This window comes from Rubellimicrobium thermophilum DSM 16684, assembly GCF_000442315.1.
Lineage (GTDB): Bacteria > Pseudomonadota > Alphaproteobacteria > Rhodobacterales > Rhodobacteraceae > Rubellimicrobium > Rubellimicrobium thermophilum.
The window spans coordinates 1,381,268-1,399,340 of record NZ_KE557320.1; the positions used below are offsets into that span (position 1 = coordinate 1,381,268).

General features: G+C 68.8%; 11 protein-coding genes and 4 pseudogenes. 3 read left to right on the top strand and 12 right to left on the bottom strand.

From position 1 onward, the window contains the following. Positions 1-14: 14 nt before the first annotated feature. Positions 15-2,522: a penicillin-binding protein 1A gene (locus RUTHE_RS07680; protein ID WP_021097788.1), complete on the bottom strand. Its 2,508-nt coding sequence runs from the start codon at positions 2,520-2,522 to the stop codon at positions 15-17. Positions 2,523-2,667: 145 nt separating this feature from the next. Between RUTHE_RS07680 and RUTHE_RS07685 the strand changes: the two genes are divergently transcribed. After that, positions 2,668-3,291, top strand: coding sequence for a class I SAM-dependent methyltransferase (locus RUTHE_RS07685; RefSeq protein WP_245542196.1), 624 nt, complete (start codon positions 2,668-2,670; stop codon positions 3,289-3,291). Positions 3,292-3,454: 163 nt separating this feature from the next. On the opposite strand, the pseudogene RUTHE_RS16025 reads toward RUTHE_RS07685, so the two are convergent. Next, positions 3,455-4,552, bottom strand: a pseudogene (locus RUTHE_RS16025) (N-acetylmuramoyl-L-alanine amidase); the annotation flags it as partial. A gap of 156 nt (positions 4,553-4,708) precedes the next feature. Here RUTHE_RS16025 and RUTHE_RS07695 point away from each other — a divergent pair. Then, positions 4,709-5,464 carry a DsbA family protein gene (locus RUTHE_RS07695; protein ID WP_021097791.1) on the top strand — a complete coding sequence of 252 codons (756 nt, stop codon included), beginning with the start codon at positions 4,709-4,711 and terminating at the stop codon, positions 5,462-5,464. Positions 5,465-5,488: 24 nt separating this feature from the next. Here the strand turns inward: RUTHE_RS07695 and ispG are convergent, their stop codons facing one another. The 3 genes and pseudogenes from ispG to hemA form a co-directional block, all read right to left on the bottom strand. After that, entirely contained in the window at positions 5,489-6,643 is a 1,155-nt protein-coding gene (gene ispG / locus RUTHE_RS07700; protein WP_021097792.1) for a flavodoxin-dependent (E)-4-hydroxy-3-methylbut-2-enyl-diphosphate synthase, read from the bottom strand. Between the two features lie 74 nt (positions 6,644-6,717). Further along, a pseudogene (locus RUTHE_RS15425) lies at positions 6,718-8,143 on the bottom strand (helix-turn-helix domain-containing protein). A gap of 115 nt (positions 8,144-8,258) precedes the next feature. Continuing rightward, positions 8,259-9,481, bottom strand: a pseudogene (gene hemA / locus RUTHE_RS07710) (5-aminolevulinate synthase). Positions 9,482-9,658: 177 nt separating this feature from the next. Here hemA and RUTHE_RS07715 point away from each other — a divergent pair. Continuing rightward, positions 9,659-11,041: a M20/M25/M40 family metallo-hydrolase gene (locus RUTHE_RS07715; protein ID WP_021097796.1), complete on the top strand. Its 1,383-nt coding sequence runs from the start codon at positions 9,659-9,661 to the stop codon at positions 11,039-11,041. 404 nt (positions 11,042-11,445) lie between these two features. On the opposite strand, the gene RUTHE_RS07720 is transcribed toward RUTHE_RS07715, so the two are convergent. The 7 genes and pseudogenes from RUTHE_RS07720 to RUTHE_RS07750 form a co-directional block, all read right to left on the bottom strand. After that, positions 11,446-12,480 carry a cysteine synthase A gene (locus tag RUTHE_RS07720; RefSeq protein ID WP_021097797.1) on the bottom strand — a complete coding sequence of 345 codons (1,035 nt, stop codon included), beginning with the start codon at positions 12,478-12,480 and terminating at the stop codon, positions 11,446-11,448. A gap of 215 nt (positions 12,481-12,695) precedes the next feature. Beyond that, positions 12,696-13,397, bottom strand: a complete 702-nt coding sequence (locus RUTHE_RS07725) for an NUDIX domain-containing protein (RefSeq protein WP_021097798.1) — start codon at positions 13,395-13,397, stop codon at positions 12,696-12,698. Beyond that, positions 13,394-13,807, bottom strand: a complete 414-nt coding sequence (locus RUTHE_RS15430; protein WP_021097799.1) for a gamma-glutamylcyclotransferase family protein — start codon at positions 13,805-13,807, stop codon at positions 13,394-13,396. Before RUTHE_RS15430 ends, RUTHE_RS07725 begins: the two co-directional genes overlap by 4 nt. Continuing rightward, the gene (locus tag RUTHE_RS07735) at positions 13,804-14,244 is read right to left on the bottom strand and encodes a TrgA family protein (protein WP_021097800.1); all 441 of its coding nucleotides are present in this window, start codon (positions 14,242-14,244) and stop codon (positions 13,804-13,806) included. The genes RUTHE_RS15430 and RUTHE_RS07735 overlap by 4 nt, the downstream gene beginning before the upstream one ends. Positions 14,245-14,338: 94 nt before the next feature. Further along, positions 14,339-15,751 carry a cryptochrome/photolyase family protein gene (locus tag RUTHE_RS07740; protein WP_040645489.1) on the bottom strand — a complete coding sequence of 471 codons (1,413 nt, stop codon included), beginning with the start codon at positions 15,749-15,751 and terminating at the stop codon, positions 14,339-14,341. Between the two features lie 31 nt (positions 15,752-15,782). Further along, positions 15,783-17,028: pseudogene (locus RUTHE_RS07745) on the bottom strand (aminotransferase class V-fold PLP-dependent enzyme). Positions 17,029-17,041: 13 nt separating this feature from the next. Then, on the bottom strand, positions 17,042-18,022 hold the full coding sequence (locus tag RUTHE_RS07750; RefSeq protein WP_021097803.1) for an MDR family oxidoreductase: 981 nt from the start codon (positions 18,020-18,022) through the stop codon (positions 17,042-17,044). Positions 18,023-18,073: the final 51 nt, after the last annotated feature.

Here is an 18,073-nt window from a genome sequence, read left to right on the forward strand (position 1 = left end):
GGCAAGGGGCCGTCTCAGTAGAGCCCGCCCGAGGACAGGGTGCCGAAGCTCGCATTCGGGCCGACGACCGCGGTATCCCCCGTGGCCGTGGTCACATTGCGCGAGGCGGCGCGAACCTCCTCGACCAGGGGGAGGTTTTCCGTCATGGCGAAACCGCCGTCATAGGTGATGCCGAAGACCGGTTCCTCGCCGGCTCGGAAGCATTCCTGCACGACATTGTCGCCGGTGGAGCCATCGGGCAGGCGGGCGCCGGTGAACCGGTCGATGGCGATGAAACGGCAATCCTCCGGCACCGGGAAGGGTCCGCCGCCGAAGCGCTCGACGGCCTCTTGCATGAAGGCCTGGAAGACCGGCGCGCACAGCCCCCCGCCCGAGGCATCCCCCATGCTGCGCGGGGTATCGTAGCCGATATAGCAGCCCGCAGCGATGTTGGAGGAATAGCCGATGAACCAGACGTCCTTGGCCTCGTTGGTGGTGCCGGTCTTGCCGGCGATGGGCACGGGAAGATTGATGGCGCGGGCTGCCGTGCCGCGCTGGACCACGCCTTCCATCATGGACGTGATCTGATAGGCCGTCACCGCATTCATGATCCGCGTGCGCCGGCTGTCGATGCGCGGAGCCTGACCCGGCGGCAGGGAAAGGTCGTCGCAGTCGAGGCAGACGCGCGGATCATGGCGGTAGATCGTGCGGCCATAGCGGTCCTGCACCCGGTCCACGAGCGTCGGCTCCACCCTCTCGCCGCCATTGGCGAACATGGCATAGGCGGCCACCATGCGGAACAGCGTCGTCTCCTGCGCGCCGAGCGAGTTGGCCAGGAAGGGGCGCATGTCGTCATAGACACCGAAGCGTTCGGCATAGTCGGCGACCGTCTCCATCCCGATCTCCTGGGCCAGGCGGATCGTCATCAGGTTGCGGGACTGTTCGATGCCGGTGCGCAGGGGGGTGGGCCCGTAATAGCGGCCCGAGGCGTTCTGCGGCACCCAGAGCCCCTCGGGGGTGTTGATCTCGATGGGAGCATCCACGACGATCGAGGCCGGCGAGTAGCCGGAATCGAGCGCCGCGGCATAAACGAAGGGCTTGAAGGCCGATCCCGGCTGGCGCCGGGCCTGCGTCGCACGATTGAAGACGGAGGCCTGATAGGAAAACCCCCCCTGCATGGCGAGGACACGGCCGGTATTGACATCCATCGCCATGAAGGCGCCTTGCACTTCGGGCACCTGCCGGAGGGTCCAGCGGATGAAGGATCCGTCCTCATCGCGCGTCATCCGCCGCACGAGCACGACATCGCCGCGCGTGAAATTGTCGGCAAAGCTGCCGCGCATCCAGCCGATGTCCTCGCGCGGGACGATGGGCTCCTCGGGATGGTTGCCCTCGATGCCCAGCCTCAGCGCCTCCTCGCCCACCTCGAGCACCACCGCCGGATACCAGGGACCGTCGAGCGTGATGTCGCGGGGAACCTCGGCGGCGGCGAGGGCCTCGCGCCAGGCCTCTTCGGAGGACAGGACCTCCTCGGGCAGACGGATCCCGGTGCCGCGCCAGCGCCCAAGACCGCGATCGAACTGTTCGAGAGCCCGCTGGAGCGCATGGGCGGCCACGACCTGCAGATCGGGGTCCATCGTCGCGCGGATGGAGAGGCCGCCGGTGAAGAACTCCTCGGCGCCGAAATTGGCCGAAAGCTGACGGCGGATCTCGTCAGTGAAATAGTCGCGCGGCGGCACCGTCGAGCGGAAGGAGGGATAGTCGCCTGATTGCACCGTGCGCAGCGGCAGGGCCGCTTCGGCCTCGGCCTCGGCGCGGGTGATGTAGCCGTCCTCGGCCATGCGGCGCAGCACATAGTTGCGCCGGGCTACCGCATCGGCATTGTTGCGCACCGGATGCAGGTTGCCCGGCCGCTGGGCCAGCGCGGCGAGATAGGCCGCCTCTCCGGGCGCAAGCTCGGTCAGGGGCTTGTTGAAATAGGTCTGTGCCGCCGCCGTCACCCCGTAGGAATTCTGCCCCAGGAAGATCTCGTTCAGATAGAGCTCGAGGATGTCGTCCTTGCTCATGGCCCGCTCGATGCGGATGGCGAGGATGATTTCCTTGATCTTGCGTTCGGCCGTGCGTGATCCGTCGAGCAGGAAGTTCTTCATCACCTGCTGGGTGATCGTGGAGGCCCCGCGCAGATCCTGCCCGCGCGAACGGACGGCCTCCACGAAGGCGGCAGCCATGCCGCGCAGGTCGAAGCCGGGATGGACATAGAAGTTCTGATCCTCGGCGGCGATGAAGGCATGCTTGACCAGATCGGGGATGTCCTCGACAGGAGTGAACAGCCGCCGCTCCTCGGCGAATTCGTCGATGATCCGCCCTTCGGCGCTGTAGACCCGGCTGATGGTGGGGGGAGAATACTGGGCGAGCGTCTCGTAGGAAGGGAGATCGCGACCATACATGAAGAAGACCGCGCCAAGCGTGACGGCGGCCATGGCCAGACCGAGGGTGAGCATCGAGAAGATGCCCCCGAGGAGCGACATCAAGAGGCGCAGCAAGACTCCGGTCCCTCCGGCATGCGGAACGGACTGCTTATAGGCGCCAGCGGCCTTGCGGTCAAAACACCAGGCCGCGTGTCGGCGCGAAGATGCTTTCGCTGTCCTGACACGCATCGGCCTGCTGGACGGAGTGCCCTGCAGACGCTTGGAATGGCTCACGATGAACCCCGATGACGTGATCCCCACCTATGACCGCGAAGGCCCCGCCTGGGCCGCGACACGCGATCGTCGTCTGACCGAGAGGCCCTGGCTCGACCGGGCGCTGATGCTGGCTCCGCGGCATGCGGGACGGCGCCGGGTCCTGGATCTGGGCTGCGGCGCAGGCCGGCCCATCGGGGAATATCTGCTCGACCGCAACTGTATCCTCACCGGTGTGGATGCCTCGCGCCCGATGATCGAGCTGTTCGCCCGCGTCGTTCCGCGTGCCACGGCCCTGCATGCCGACATGCGCGGACTGCGGCTGGGAGAAGAGTTCGACCTGATCCTGGCCTGGGACAGCCTGTTCCACCTCACCCCGGAGGCCCAGCGCGAGATGGGGGCAACCTTCGCCGCCCATGCGTCGCCCCGGGCGGTGCTGCTGTTCACGACCGGACCGAAGGCCGGCGTCGCGATCGGCCGCATCGGCCGCTCCGATCTCTATCATGCCAGTCTCGACCCGGACGAATACCGCACCCTGCTGGACGAAGCCGGTTTTGAGGTGCTGGGCTTCTGGCCCGAGGAGGAGGCCTGCGGGGGTCGCTCCATCTGGCTGGCTCGGCGGCGCAGCTGAGGGCTCGCAAATGAAGGTTCAACGCCGCAGAAGGGAGCTCCGTGCCTCCTCGGCCGCGTGCCAGGCCTGCAGCGCCCCGACGATGCCCGCAATGATGGGGGGCCCGCCCCTCGGGCGAGGAGAGCCGCGCGCGGTCGCCCTCATCCGACAGGAACCCCGCTTCGAGGAGCACCGAAGGAAAGTCCGCCGCCGAGAGAACGGCCAACTGAGCCTGCCGCAGCGCACGGCCGTTGACGACGGCCCCTGCCTCGCGCAGCGATGCGGCCAGTGTCTCGGCCAGCCGCCGGGACCGCGGCACCGTATCGCGCCGCGCCAGATCGAGCAGCGCCGTCGCCACCGTGTCGTCCGTTCCGGTCAGGTCGAGCCCGGCGATCAGGTCGCCTCCCTCATGGCGCTGCACCATGCGTTCCGAGGCCGCGTCCGCCGCCTCCTGCGTCAGGGTATAGACCGACGCCCCCTGCGCCTGATCGGTCTCGAGCGCATCGGCATGAAGAGAGATGAGCACATCCGCGCCGGCGGCACGGGCGATGCTCATCCGGGTCTGGAGCGGCACAAAGACGTCCTCGGTCCGCGTCAGGACAGGCACCATCCCTGCACGGGCGACGGCCTCGGCCAGTTCGATCCCGAGTGCGAGCATCAGATGGGACTCGCGCAGGCCGTCCCGCTCGGCACCGGGATCGATTCCCCCATGGCCCGGGTCGATGGCCACCACGAATCGCCCGTCCTGCGACGGGGCCGGGGCGGCAGCAGCCGGGCTATCGGCCAGCCTGTCGGGAGAGAGGACAGCGCGTCCCCATTCCTCGTCCGGGGGTGCCCCGGCCGCGGCGGCGAAGGCCTCAGCATCCACCGGATCGAGCCGGATGCGCAGCCGGGCCGTTCCGTCATGCTCATCGACCTGCATCCCTGCCTGCGTGATGCCCATCGGTCTGGCCAGATCGATCACGAGGCGTGACCATCCCGGCCGCACGGAGCCGAAGCGCAGCCCCGCCGCCCGGCCCGGCATCAGCAGGGCGTCAGGCCGGATGGCACCGAAATCGGCTTCGGCAAAGTCGATCACCAGACGGGGTGGGCCATCCAACGTGAAGAGGCGCCATGGCACCGCCTGGCTTAGCGCCAGATCCACGGCCAATCCCCGCCCTTCATCGGCAACCCGGCTGCGCTGCGGATCGACCCGCGCCAGCCCCGACATCGCCTGTGATACCGCGCCCTGCGCCATGGCCAGCAGAAGGACCATCGCCAGCGCTGCGATCCGTCCGATCATGCTCCGGCCCCCTGCGGCTGCCCTGCGGACCGGCCTGCCCTGCGCCACCCGGCCCCGTCAAGCCTGTCCCCCTGCCCTCTCAACCCTGCGTGAGGCGCTTTCCAAGCCGCTCCGCCTCTGCCACAGATCGCCAAACGGCCATGAAGGAGAAAGCCCATGCCGCTCCGCCGCATCGCCCTTGCTGCCGTCGTCCTTGCCGGGGCGGCCCTGCCTGCCGCTGCGCTCGACCTTTCGGCCCTGTCGGAGGCTGAGCGCGAAGCCTTCCGTGCCGAGGTGAGGGCCTATCTCCTGGAGAATCCTGAAGTCCTCATGGAGGCCATCGCCGTCCTCGAATCGCGTGAGGCCGCTGCACAGGAACAGGCCGACCGGCAGGCAGTGACCGAGAATCTCCAGGCCATCGAGAATGACGGTATCTCCTGGGTCGGGGGCAATCCCGAAGGGGATGTGACCCTTGTGGAATTCATGGACTATCGCTGCGGCTATTGCCGGCGGGCCTTTGAGACGGTCGAGGAGCTCGTGGAAGGCGACGGCAACATCCGATTCGTCCTCAAGGAATTCCCGATCCTCGGGCCGCAGAGCGAACTGGCCTCGCGCTTTGCCATCGCCGTGCATCAGATCCATGGCGACGACGCCTACAAGGATGTCCATGACGCCTTGATGACCTTCCAGGGCGACATCACGCCCGAGGCCCTCGGTCGTCTGGCCGAAGCCCTCGCACTCGACCCCGAGCCCGTCCTGGCCCGGATGGATGCGCCCGAGGTCACGGCGATCATCGCGCAGAACCGGGCCCTCGCGAACCGGCTCGGCATCACCGGCACGCCGACCTTCGTCCTGGGCGGACGGATGGTGCGCGGCTTCGTCCCGCTCGAAGCCATGGAAGCGCTGGTGGAACAGGCACGCAGCGAGGGCTGAGCCCCGGCTGCGGCTCCGCCCGGTTCACTCCGCCGCCTGGGGAGTTTCCTCTGCAGCCACCCGGGCGGCGGCACGGGCGGCCTCGATCTCGGCCGCCTTCGCCTCGACCAGCTCGACGATGTGGTCGATCATGCGGTCGTTGTCCATGCGATGGCTCTGCCGACCGGCCAGATAGACCATCCCGTGCCCTGCCCCCCCGCCGGTAAAGCCGATATCGGTCATCAGGGCCTCGCCCGGCCCGTTCACCACGCAGCCGATGATCGAGAGCGTGAGGGGCGTGCGGACATGGGCCAGCCGCTTCTCGAGGATCTCCACGGTGCGGATGACATCGAAGCCCTGCCGCGCGCAGGACGGGCAGGAGATGATGTTGACACCGCGATGGCGCAGACCCAGCGCCTTGAGGATCTCGAATCCGACGCGCACCTCCTCCACCGGATCGGCCGACAGCGAAACGCGGATCGTATCCCCGATGCCGGCCCAGAGCAGCGAGCCGAGGCCGATCGCACTCTTGACCGTGCCAGTCATCAGGCCCCCCGCTTCGGTGATCCCGAGATGGAGCGGGGCATCCGTCGCTTCGGCCAGCGCCTGATAGGCGGCGGCGGCCAGGAACACGTCGGAGGCCTTCACGCTGATCTTGAACTCATGAAAGTCGTTGTCTTCCAGAAGCTTGATGTGATCGAGCGCGGATTGCACCATCGCTTCGGGGCAGGGTTCGCCATAGCGTTCGAGAAGATGCCGCTCGAGCGAGCCTGCATTGACCCCGATCCGGATGGAACAGCCATGGTCGCGCGCGGCGCGGATCACTTCGCGCACGCGCTCGGCGCTGCCGATGTTCCCGGGATTGATGCGCAGGCAGGCTGCCCCGGCTTCGGCGGCCTCGATGGCACGGCGATAGTGGAAATGGATGTCGGCCACGATCGGAACGGGCGATTCGCGCACGATCGCACGAAGGGCGGCCGTGCTCTCCTCATCGGGGGTGGAGACGCGGACGATGTCTGCCCCGGCCTCTGCGGCGGCCCGGATCTGCGCCAGGGTCGCCGGGACATCGGCCGTCGGGGTGTTGGTCATGGTCTGAACGCTGATCGGCGCCCCACCGCCCACGGGGACAGACCCTACCATGATCCGGCGCGACCGGCGCCGCTCGATATGGCGCCAGGGACGGACTTGGGTATGCGACATGGCACGGCTCCTGAGGCGCGGGACTGCCTTTCAGCTAGTCCGGCACTCCCGCCGCTGCAACCGGGCTCCGGCCGTCATTCGAAGGGCGGCACAGGATTGCCGGTTGCCGTGCCGGGTTCCTGCGCTCCGGCGGGGAGAGCGGCCGGCGCCGTCTGGGTTGCCGAGGCCAGGGCCACATACTCTGCCAGATGCTGGTTCGCGGACGGATCGGCCGGCTGGTAGCTGGCCAGGATGGCTTCGGCCGAGAGGGGCACGTTGCTCGTCACCGCTCCGTCCCGTCCCACGGGACCGTAGGGAACCCCATTCACCGCCATGTAGAGACCGCCGGATTCGCCCACGCGCATCGTCGGGGGTTCCTCGAAGGCAGGGACATCGAAAGTGTCGCCGGGGGCCAGGATCCCCTCGAACAGGGTCGAGCCATCGGGCGCCCGCACCCGCACCCAGGCTTCTCGCACTGCCACGAGCTGGACCTGCGGTGCCGGACCGGCCGTGACCTGCACTCCCGTCGGATCGGAGGCGGAAGCGGCGGTTGCCTCGGGCCCCTCTCCTAGAAGGCTGGCCAAGGTCTCCTCGACGCCGGCCACAGTCGCCCCCCCCGGTGCCCTGCGCCGAAGCGAGGGCGGGAGAAGAGGGCCCTGCCGCGGCTGCGGCGTCCCCGACCTGAGCGGGAGCAGACCAGTTGCCCGGCCCTCCGGCCGACGGAGACCCGCCTCCTGCCGCCAGCGTGCCCACCGTGGCCGGATCGAGAGCGGCAATCGGCCCGTCGCGTGGCACCAGGACGGGCACCTCGAGCGCCTCGGGCCTGTAGAGGCGATCCAGAGCCTCGGCCGAAGGCTGGAGCAGCGATACCAGCGCATCCTCGGCCGGGTCCTGCGGCTGGGCCCCGCCGGCCAGCGGATCGAGATCGGCGACGACGGTGGGAGGCTGCTCCACCGGGGCGAAGGTGACCTTCTGCACCTCGCGCAGAACGAACCATCCCGCATAGGACAGCCCGGCAAGCAAGGCCACCAGCACGAGGATGGAGCCCACGGCACGCGGCTCGAGATTGGCCAGAAAGCCGTCGTCCTGCGCGATGTAGGGTGCGGGACGGCCTGCAAAGATGTCCCTGCCAAGCCCCGGGCCGGGCGCCTTTTCGTCGCGGCGACGGCGGGCAGGGGCAACCGGCGCCGCTGCCATTCCATGCGTCGGAACAAAGCCCGATTCGCGGCAGAAGGTCTCGAAGGCCCAATCGGGATCCATGTTGAGATAGCGCGCATAGGAGCGCACATAGCCGGCAATGAAGCCGGGCGTGTCGAAGGCGGAGGGATCCGCATTCTCGATGGCGGCGATATAGGCGGCCTTGATCTTCAGCTCCCGCTGAACATCGAGGAGGGACTTGCCCATCGTCGCGCGTTCGCCGCGCATCAGATCGCCAAGGCGCAGCTCGAAGGCGTCGAATCCGCGCGCCTCGCCCTCCTCCTGCTCAAGCGGCTTGGTGCTGAGATAGCCCCGCCCGATCATCGGCACGCCCCACGTCCTGTCCCGCCCTTGGGAAGCCTGGTGATTCGTGCATCACCGACCCCTTTGTGGCAAGCGTAACACGGTCGTGACTCCAACGCATCGGGGGACGAAAGGTTCAACCCGCCAGTTCGGCGCGATTCAGCGCACAATGCGACCACAGACTGTCCAGCGCATGGATGAGGGCGTCCATCTCTCGCGGGCCATGGACAGGCGAGGGGGTGAAGCGCAGCCGCTCGGTCCCGCGGGGCACGGTGGGGAAGTTGATCGGCTGCACATAGATGCCGTGATCCGCCAGGAGCATGTCCGAGATCCTCTTGGTATGCACCGGATCACCCACGATCAGCGGAACGATGTGGCTGCCGTGATCCATGATGGGCAGGCCGAGCCCCTTGAGCCGGGTCTTGAGGATCCGGGCCTGGGTCTGATGGCGTTCGCGCAGGGCATTGTCGGTCTTCAGATGCGCGACCGAGGCCGCCGCACCGGCCGCGATGACGGGGGAAGGGAGGTCGTGAAGATGAATCCGGGCGCATAGGAGCGGATCGCATCGCACATCCGCGCCGAAGCCGCGATATAGCCCCCCATCACGCCGAAGGCCTTGCCCAGCGTGCCGTTGATGATGTCGATTTGCCCCATCAGGCCGAGCTTCTCGGCCACGCCGCCGCCGCGCGGCCCGTACATGCCCACGGCATGGACTTCGTCCAGGTAGGTCAGCGCGCCGAACTCCTGCGCGAGTGCCACCACCTCGGCGATGGGCCCGAAATCGCCATCCATCGAATAGACCGATTCGAAGGCGATCAGCTTGGGCGCGGCCGGATCGTCTGCCGCCAGAAGCTGGCGCAGATGGGCCACGTCATTGTGCCGCCAGATCCGCTTCTCCCCGCCTCCGCGGCGGATCCCCTCGATCATCGAGGCATGGTTCAGTTCATCGGAATAGATGATCAGGCCAGGAAACAGCCTGCGCAGGGTGGACAGTGTCGCATCATTGGCGATGTAGGCCGAAGTGAAGAGAAGCGCCGCTTCCTTGCGGTGCAGGTCTGCCAGCTCTGCCTCGAGCCGCTTGTGATAGATCGTGGTGCCCGAGATGTTGCGCGTGCCCCCCGATCCTGCGCCCACCGCATCCAGCGCCTCGTGCATCGCCGCCAGCACGGCCGGATGCTGCCCCATGCCGAGATAGTCGTTGCCGCACCAGACGGTGATGGGTCTGGTCGTCCCGTCGGGGCGGTGCCAGACGGCATGGGGGAAATGCCCCCTCTCCCGCGCGATGTCGATGAAGGTGCGATAGCGCCCCTCCTGATGAAGACGGTCGAGCGCGGCACTGAGATGGGCGTCGTAATCCACGGGCGATCCTTCCTTCCTCAGGTCGTCTGGTCGGGACATCGCACCAGCCCCGGGGACCTGCCTTGTCTTAGATCAATTCCAGGTCCGATGCCAACCGGACAAGATGCCGCTGCTGTTGCGCCCCGATCGGCTCCCCCCTAGCCTTCCGGCATCCGTCCCGGAATGCCCGGAGTGCCCATGTCCGATCCCGCCGTCCTCGATCCCGTCCTCGACCGCATCGACGCCGATCTGCCTGCGGCGGTCGAGCGGCTGTTCGCGCTTCTGCGCATTCCCTCGATCTCCACCGATCCGGCCCATGCGGCCGATTGCGCTGCCGCGGCCGACTGGCTTGCGCAGGATCTGCGCGACATGGGCTTCGATGCCCGCACCTATCCCACAGCGGGGCGACCGATGGTCGTGGGACGGGGGGGCGATGGGGGGCCGCATCTGCTGTTCTACGGCCATTATGATGTCCAGCCCGTGGATCCCCTGAATCTGTGGAATCACCCGCCCTTCGAGCCGCGCCTCGAGGAAACGCCGCAAGGACAGGTGATCCGCGCCCGCGGTGCGGCCGATGACAAGGGACAGCTCATGACCTTTCTCGAGGCCTGCCGTGCCTGGAAGATGGTCCATGGCCGCCTGCCCTGCCGCCTGACCATCTTCCTCGAGGGGGAAGAGGAATCGGGCTCGCCCTCCCTTGTCCCCTTCCTCGAGGCCAACCGCGACCTGCTGACGGCCGATCTTGCCCTGATCTGCGATACGGATCTCTTCGACCGGGACACGCCTGCCATCACCACGCGCCTGCGCGGCCTTCTGGGCGAGGAGGTGACAATCACCGGCCCGGCGATGGACCTGCATTCCGGCATGTATGGCGGCGCGGCGATCAACCCGATCCGCGTGCTGGCCCGCATTCTCGCCTCCCTCCACGACGAGACGGGCCGCGTGACCCTGCCGGGCTTCTATGACGGGGTGGAGGATCCGTCCCCCGACATCCGGGCCCAGTGGGATGCGCTCGGCTTCGACGAAGCCGCCTTTCTGGGCGCGGTCGGCCTGTCAGTCCCCGCAGGCGAAGCGGGACGGGGCGTCCTCGAATCCATCTGGGCACGCCCGACCTGCGAGATCAACGGCATCACGGGCGGTTATCAGGGCGCGGGGTTCAAGACGGTCCTGCCCGCCAAGGCCTCGGCCAAGGTCAGCTTCCGCCTGGTCGGCCGGCAGGATCCCCTCGCCGTGCGCGAGGCCTTCCGTGCCCATGTCCGCGCCATGCTGCCCCCTGACTGCCGCGCAGAATTCCGCGACCATGGCGCTTCTCCCGCGTCGGTCATGGATCTGTCCCATCCGGCCTTCGAGAAGGCGCGCGCTGCCCTCTCTGCCGAATGGCCGCGACCCGCAGCCTTCACCGGCTCGGGCGGATCGATCCCGGTGGCGGGCTATTTCAGGACGGTGCTGGGTATGGATTCGCTGCTGACGGGCTTCGGCCTCGACGACGATCTCATCCATTCCCCCAACGAGAAATACGACCTGCGCAGTTTCCACAAGGGCATCCGGAGCTGGGCACGCATTCTTGCCGCCCTGACCTGAAGACGGCGGCAGGCGCGGATCACGACAGACCTGCCTGAAACCTGCATGGGGTCGGCCGCCCTCGGCCCGGCAGAGGCCCTCAGACCCGCAGCGGATCAGGGGGGCACAGCCCTGACCCGCGCCAATGCCATGGCGCCGGCCCGTGCCCATCGCCGGACCGGATGCCCCGCAGGATGCCCCCATGGCCCCGGAGGCAGGAACCGGCTGGAACGCCCCGATGAGATGCGGATCCGGCAGGGAGAAGGGATTCCTGATCTCCCCGAGTGCGCCGGCATCCGGGCAGGCGCCCGCCCCAGCGCTTGAGCAGAGGCTTTGCGGCTGTCGTGGCGTCCCCCCTCCTCGAGACGCGACGCAGGCGCAGCTCCCGGCAGGGCGACCCGCAGGCCACAGGACATGAACGCCTTTCAGTCCTCGAACACACCCGGGATGGAGGCAGGGGCGCGGTCGAGCCAGCGGGGCACAGGCAGGCCGCGTTCGCGCAGGAAGTCCGGGTTGAAGAGCTTGGACTGATAGCGGGTGCCGTAGTCACACAGGATCGTCACGATGGTATGGCCCGGGCCCATCTCGCGCGCCATGCGGATGGCGCCGGCCACATTGACCCCGGACGACCCTCCGAGGCACAGCCCCTCATGCTCCAGAAGGTCGAAGACGATGGGAAGCGCCTCCGAATCGGGGATGCGCCAGCTCATGTCGGGGCGGAACCCCTCCAGATTGGCGGTGATGCGCGACTGGCCGATGCCCTCGGTGATCGACGTACCGGGCGCATCGAAGGTGCCCTGGGTATAGTAGCTGTGGAGCGCAGCCCCCTCGGGATCGGCAAGGCCGATCTTCACCCCCTTCGGCTGGAGAGCCTCTGCCACGCCGGCAAGGGTGCCGCCGGTTCCCACTGCACAGACGAAGCCATCGACACGCCCCCCTGTCTGCTCCCAGATCTCCGGCCCCGTGCCCTCGGCATGCGCGCGACGGTTGGCGATGTTGTCGAACTGGTTGGCCCAGATGGCCCCCCGGGGCAGCGTGCGAGCCAGCTCGGCGGCAAGACGGCCCGAATAACGGACATAGTTGTTGGGATTGCGATAGGGTGCGGCGGGCACCTGGACCAGCTCGGCCCCGGCAAGGCGCAGCATGTCCTTCTTTTCCTGGCTCTGCGTCTCCGGGATGACGATGACGGTGCGGAAGCCCATCGACGCCCCGACCAGCGCCAGCCCGATCCCCGTATTGCCGGCCGTGCCCTCCACGATGGTGCCGCCCGGCTGAAGCTCTCCCCGTGCCACGGCATCGCGGATGATGGAGAGGGCGGCGCGATCCTTCACGGACTGGCCGGGATTCATGAACTCGCATTTGCCGAGGATTTCGCATCCCGTCTCCTCGGAGGCACGGCGAAGCCGGATGAGGGGCGTGTTCCCCACGGCGGCGGCGAGGTCTGGCTTGATGACAGGCATGGAAACTCCCAGTCTACGATCCCCTGTCTAGGAGGGGGGAGACGGGGACTCAAGGCACGGGCGCAAGCCGGACGCAGGCCAGAGCGGCGCGAAGACCATCACGGTGACATCAGACGATCCTTTCTTTCCTGTGACAACCAACTGGAACGGCAGGGAGCGATTCGTCCCCTTCGATCCCCATCATGCCATGCAAGGGTTAAGATTCCGTAAACGCCTCAGCGGCGGCGCCAGCGATCCAGCCAGAGCAGCATCGCAATCAGCGGCAGGGCATTCGCCTCTCCCGTTTCCACAAGCGCCAGCGCCCGTTCGAAGGGCAGCACATGAAGGCGGAGATCCTCGTGCTCTTCGGCCAGACCGCCGCGGGTGGCAAGGCCGTCAGGCAGATCGCAGAGAGCCAGGAAGGCATAAAAATGGTCGGTGGCATTGCCGGGGCTGGCATAGCCGGCAAACATGGGCCGCAACTCGACGACCGGCAGACCCGCCTCCTCCCATGTTTCGCGGAGGGCGGCCTGTTCGGGCGTCTCGCCCGCATCCACAAGGCCCGCGACAGGCTCGAGCGTCCAGGGCTGGGGATCGCCGCGGCGGGCGGGACCGGCGCGCCATTGTTCGACCAGAAGGACGCGGTCGCGCGCCCTGTCATAGGGCAGGACCAGAGCCGCATCGGCGCCCGAGAAGACCTCGCGCAGAAGGCCTTCGTGACGCCCGCCGTCAAAGCGGCGATAACTGGCGCTGAAGCCGCCGAGCTTGAAGAAGCGTCCCTCGGGGGGACGGTTCGGACGCAGGGCAAAATCGCCCGGACGGGCGTCATGGCGGATGGTTGCCGGCGGGGCGTGGGCGGCGCGCAGGGCAGCCGCGGCCCGATGGGCGATCATCGGCCATTGGCGGCGCAGCGCCTCGCCCTCCAGCGGGGGGGTCATGGGCGGCGATCTCGGCCGCGATGCCCAGCACGAGCGGGCCTTCCTGCCGCACCCAGTCCTCGAGCGACCAGTCCTGCCCGGAGAGAGGCAGATCCGCAGGGGGGAAGATAGACATCGGCCTCGATCCCGCCCGCCGCGGTGCGGACGAGGAGCGGCCGGGGACAATAGCCGAAGGGCGTCTCGAAGCGGTCAAGATGGGCCCGGGCGGCCGGCGGCAGATCATGCCAGAGGGTGCCGGGCGCCTCGGCCCCCGGCGCAGGCACGAGGGCGGGCCAGGGGGTGTCGCGCTGCCGCAGGACGCGATGACCGGGCAGGACGGCGTCCTCGGACCGGGCCGGACCGAGATCGCGCGCCAGCGTTTCCAGCAGCGGGCGGTGCCGCAGGGTGCCGTAGAGGAAGAGCGGTCTCACCGGAAGTTGCGCCCGAACCATTCGGTGACAAGGCCCGCCAGGATCCCGCCCCCGAGGATCGTGGCGATCACCGGCGCAGAGGCCAGAAGCCGGGCCTGCTCCACAAGATGGCCGAAGACCGCAACGAGGGCCTCCACGGGGCCGTCGAAGCGCCGGCGCAGCGCATCGGCCATCATCAGCACGAAGCCATGCACGAAGAGCGCAAGGACGGCGACCGTCACGGCGGTCGTCAGGCCCGTGCCGATGGCCGCGGCGGCCCCCTGCCCCGCCCGCGCCCCGGCCATCCGCCAGCCCAGCACCAGGCCGAGGGCGGCATTGACCTCCGCGAAGCGGCCGGGGCTGCTGCCTTCGGGCCAGAGCGGGAATGTCAGGCGCGAGGCGATCCAGGCGAGCGCGGCAAAGAGCAGGGCAGCGGCGATCTTGGCGGCGGTGGGCATCGCGACCTCCGGGAATGCGTGCCGACAGTGACCGGCCCGCCCCCCCTGTGCAAGGGGGGATGCGGCCGTGGAAGGCGCGCCGTGACCGCCCGCCCTATCGCTTTCGGAAGCGTTCGAAGGCGGCAAGGGCGCGCCGGCGTCCTTCGGACGGATCGATCACCGGCGGCGGATAGGGATCCCCCGGGGACAGCCCCCAGGAAGACGGCACGGCGTCGAAGAAGGCGAGTGCCGTCGCCGGCGGGTGCCTCTGCCCTTCGGCGAGCCAGCGGCGGCGATAGGCGCCAGTGGCATCGTGCCGGGCCGCCTGGGCATCGGGCGAGAAGACGCGGAAGAAGGGAGCCGCATCGGGACCGGTCCCGGCCACCCACTGCCAGTTGAGCGCATTGGCGGCGGCGTCCCAGTCGGTCAGCTGATCGGCAAACCAGCGCAGACCGATGCGCCAGTCGATGAGCAGCGTCTTGCACAGGACCGAGGCCGTCAGCATCCGCATCCGGTTGTGCATCCGCCCGGTCACCCACAGCTCGCGCAGGCCCGCGTCCACGAGCGGCATCCCGGTCCGCGCCTGCCGCCAGGCGAGGAGGGCGGGCGAATCCTCGGCCCTGTCCCAGGGGAACCCGGCCCAGGCGGGATCGAGAGGAGAGTCGGGAAGCGTGGGGTTGTGCCAGAGGGCATGCTGGCTGAATTCGCGCCAGGCGAGTTCGCGCAGGAAGGTCTCGGCGCCGGGCGAGCCGCGCTCCTGCGCCGCCCGGGCCGCGTGCCAGACCATGCGGGGGGAGATCTCGCCATAGGCCAGGTTCTCGGAGAGTTTCGAGCCGCCATCGGCCGCAAGGTCGTCACGCGCGGCGGCATAGCCATCGAGGCTGTGATCGAGAAAGGCCTCGAGGCGGGCGCGGGCGCGGGCCTCGCCGGGATTCTGATGGGCGGCCACCAACGGGCCGCCACGCTGCATGGCCTGTTCGAGCCGCCAGTCCTCCAGCCGTTCCGATGACGGCCAGTGGTCCGGCGCGGGGAGGCGGCCGGGTGCAGGAAGCGGATCGCCCGGATCATGCGCCGCCAGGGCCCTCCAGAAGGGGGTGAAGACGCGGAAGGGCCTTCCCTGGCCGGTTGCGATGGCCTCGGGCGGCGCGAGCAGGAAGCCGGGGAAGGCCCGCACCGTCAGGCCCGCCGCCTGAACGGCCTGTTCCTGGGCCCGCGCCAGCGGATCGGGCAGGGCTGTCAGCCAGACCTCGCTGGCGCCTGTCTCGCGTGCGAGCGCGGCCAGCGCCCGGTCGGCCGGGCCGCTGCGGCATATGAGCCGGCTTCCCAGTTCCGCAAGGGCGGGGGCAAAGGCGGCCAGCGCCATGCCCCAGCGCATCCGCGGCGCGGCGCCCATCGCCGCCACGGCCTCGTCGTTGAGAGCGACGGGGATGACGGGACGGCCGGCCCGGGCCGCCGCATGCAGAAGGGGATGGTCGGACAGCCGCAGGTCGCGGCGCAGCCAGAGCAGGATCGGCGGACGGTCGGTCATGAGGCGCATACGCCCTCCTGAGCGGCCCGGATCAGCTTGGCAGCTCGGTGTCGAGAGCGGCGATGAGGCGGTCGATCTCCTCTTCGGTCGTGTAGTGGGTGAAGCTGACGCGGAGCACGCCGCGATCGGGATCGATGCCCATCGCGCGCAAGGGGCGCACGGCGTAGAAATCCCCCCCTCCTGCCATGATTCCGTGCGGGGCGAGCGCTGCGGCGACGGGTTCGGCCGGACCGGGCAGCGCCATGGCGACGGTGGGGGCGCGGGCCTCGGCACGGACAGGCCCCGAGCAGGCGGAGGCCGTTGCGGCCCGACAGCGCCTCGAGCAGCGGGCGGAGCAGGCGGATCTCCTGCGCTCGCATGAGATCATGCGCAAAACGCGCAGCCGGGGCACCCGTCGCGGGACCTCCATGATGGGCAGACAGGGCCTCGATATAGTCCGCGATGCCGGCGCAGGCGGCGATCTGGGCATGGTCGGGGCCGGCGGGGGTGAAACGCTTGGTCAAGATGCTGCCGTTGAAGAAATGCCCTTGATTCGGCAGCTCGCGCGCCCAGTCCTCGCGCAGGGCCATGATGCCCTGATGCGGTCCGTAGGTCTTGTAGGCGGAGAACAGATAGGCATCGCAGCCCAGCGCCCCGACATCCGGCAGGCCATGGGGGGCATAGCTCACCCCGTCCACGACGGTCCGCGCGCCGGCCGCGCGCGCCATGGCACAGATGGCAGCGACATCGTTGATCTCGCCCACGACGTTGGAGCAGTGGGGAAAGCAGACCAGGCGCACGCGCCCATCGGCCAGCAGATCCGCCAGCCGGCCGGGATCGAGATGCCCCGTGACGGGATCGATGCGCCATTCGCGGATCTCGGCCCCCTCCTCGCCCAGACGGCGCCAGACGCCGCTGTTGGCCTCGTGGTCCTGATCGGTGACGACAATGGCCTCGCCCGGTTTCAGCCAGCGTCGCACCGCCTGGGCCAGGACATAGGTGTTGGCCGAGGTCGAGGGACCGAAGGACAGCTCCTCCTCCGCCACGCACAGCATCACGGCGAGGCGGGCGCGCGCCTCGTCCATCTCCTCCCCCGCGAGGCGGCTGACCTCGTAGGGGGCGTAGGGCTGAACCTTGCGTTCGAGATAGAAGCGGTGGAGCCGATCCACGACGAAGCGGCAGGGATAGGAACCCCCCGCATTCTCGAAGAAGGCCTGGCCTTGCAGCGAAGGGGCCGCGAAGGCGGGAAACTGGTCTCGGACCCAGGGGGTATCAAGAACTGGTGCGGCATCGAGCATTGGAGAGGGCCTTTCAGAGATCCACCACCACCCGGCCCCGCACCGCGCCCCTGAGGATGGCAGGCGCAAGGGCGGGGAGGTCGGCAAGCGTGGCGGTCTGTGTCATGGAATCGATCAGCGCGGGATCGAGATCGCGGGCAAGTCGCGTCCAGGCAGCCTCGCGTCGCGGGATGGGGGCCTGGGCGGAATCGATGCCGAGCAGATTCACACCGCGCAGCAGGAAGGGAATGATCGAGGCCGGCACCGTCAGCCCCCCCGCGTTGCCCACCGCCGCGACGGACGCGCCGTGTCGGAGCTGGCCGAGGATCCGCGCCAGCATCGCCCCGCCCACGGCATCGATGCAGCCTGCCCATGTCTCGGACTCGAGGGGTTTGGGAACGGTATGGTCGAGTTCCCCCCGCGGCACGATCCGGCTGGCCCCGAGCGAGCGCAGATAGGCCTCCTGATCGGGGCGCCCGGTCACGGCCACGGCCTCGTGCCCGGCGCGGGCCAGCAGGGCCAGCGCGATCGAGCCCACGCCGCCGGCCGCCCCCGTCACCAGAACCGGCCCCTGCCCCGGCATCAGACCGTGATCCTCGAGCGCCATGAGCGCCAACATCGCCGTCAGGCCGGCCGTGCCGATGGCCATGGAGCGGCGCAGATCCATCCCCTCCGGCAACCGCACGAGCCAGTCGGCCCGCACACGCGCGCGCGTGGCATAGCCGCCCCAGCGGGTTTCCCCCACGCGCCAGCCGGTGAGGATGACGGCATCGCCCGGCTTCCAGCGCGGATCCGAGGACTCCTCGACGATGCCGGCGAAATCGATGCCGGGCACATGCGGAAAGCTGCGCACCAGTCCGCCCTGGGCAGTCAGGCACAGCCCGTCCTTGTAGTTCAGCGTCGAATGGCGGACGGCGACGGTGACCTCGCCTTCGGGAAGGCGGTCGTCCTCCACCTCCTCGATGGCGAGATGCGGGCCGCTTTCGTCCTTGCGGAGCACGAGCGCGGTGAACATGGCAGCGTCTCTCCTCTTCACTCCGGGACGCAGACAGCAGTGGCAGGCCGA

Bases quoted from the DNA above. Each gene is read 5' to 3' on its own strand.
- RUTHE_RS07695 (WP_021097791.1), top strand. From the start codon at position 4,709: ATGCCGCTCCGCCGCATCGCCCTTGCTGCCGTCGTCCTTGCCGGGGCG.
- ispG (WP_021097792.1), bottom strand. From the start codon at position 6,643: ATGTCGCATACCCAAGTCCGTCCCTGGCGCCATATCGAGCGGCGCCGG.
- RUTHE_RS07715 (WP_021097796.1), top strand. From the start codon at position 9,659: ATGTCCGATCCCGCCGTCCTCGATCCCGTCCTCGACCGCATCGACGCC.
- RUTHE_RS07720 (WP_021097797.1), bottom strand. From the start codon at position 12,480: ATGCCTGTCATCAAGCCAGACCTCGCCGCCGCCGTGGGGAACACGCCC.
- RUTHE_RS07725 (WP_021097798.1), bottom strand. From the start codon at position 13,397: ATGACCCCCCCGCTGGAGGGCGAGGCGCTGCGCCGCCAATGGCCGATG.
- RUTHE_RS07735 (WP_021097800.1), bottom strand. From the start codon at position 14,244: ATGCCCACCGCCGCCAAGATCGCCGCTGCCCTGCTCTTTGCCGCGCTC.
- RUTHE_RS07740 (WP_040645489.1), bottom strand. From the start codon at position 15,751: ATGACCGACCGTCCGCCGATCCTGCTCTGGCTGCGCCGCGACCTGCGG.
- RUTHE_RS07750 (WP_021097803.1), bottom strand. From the start codon at position 18,022: ATGTTCACCGCGCTCGTGCTCCGCAAGGACGAAAGCGGCCCGCATCTC.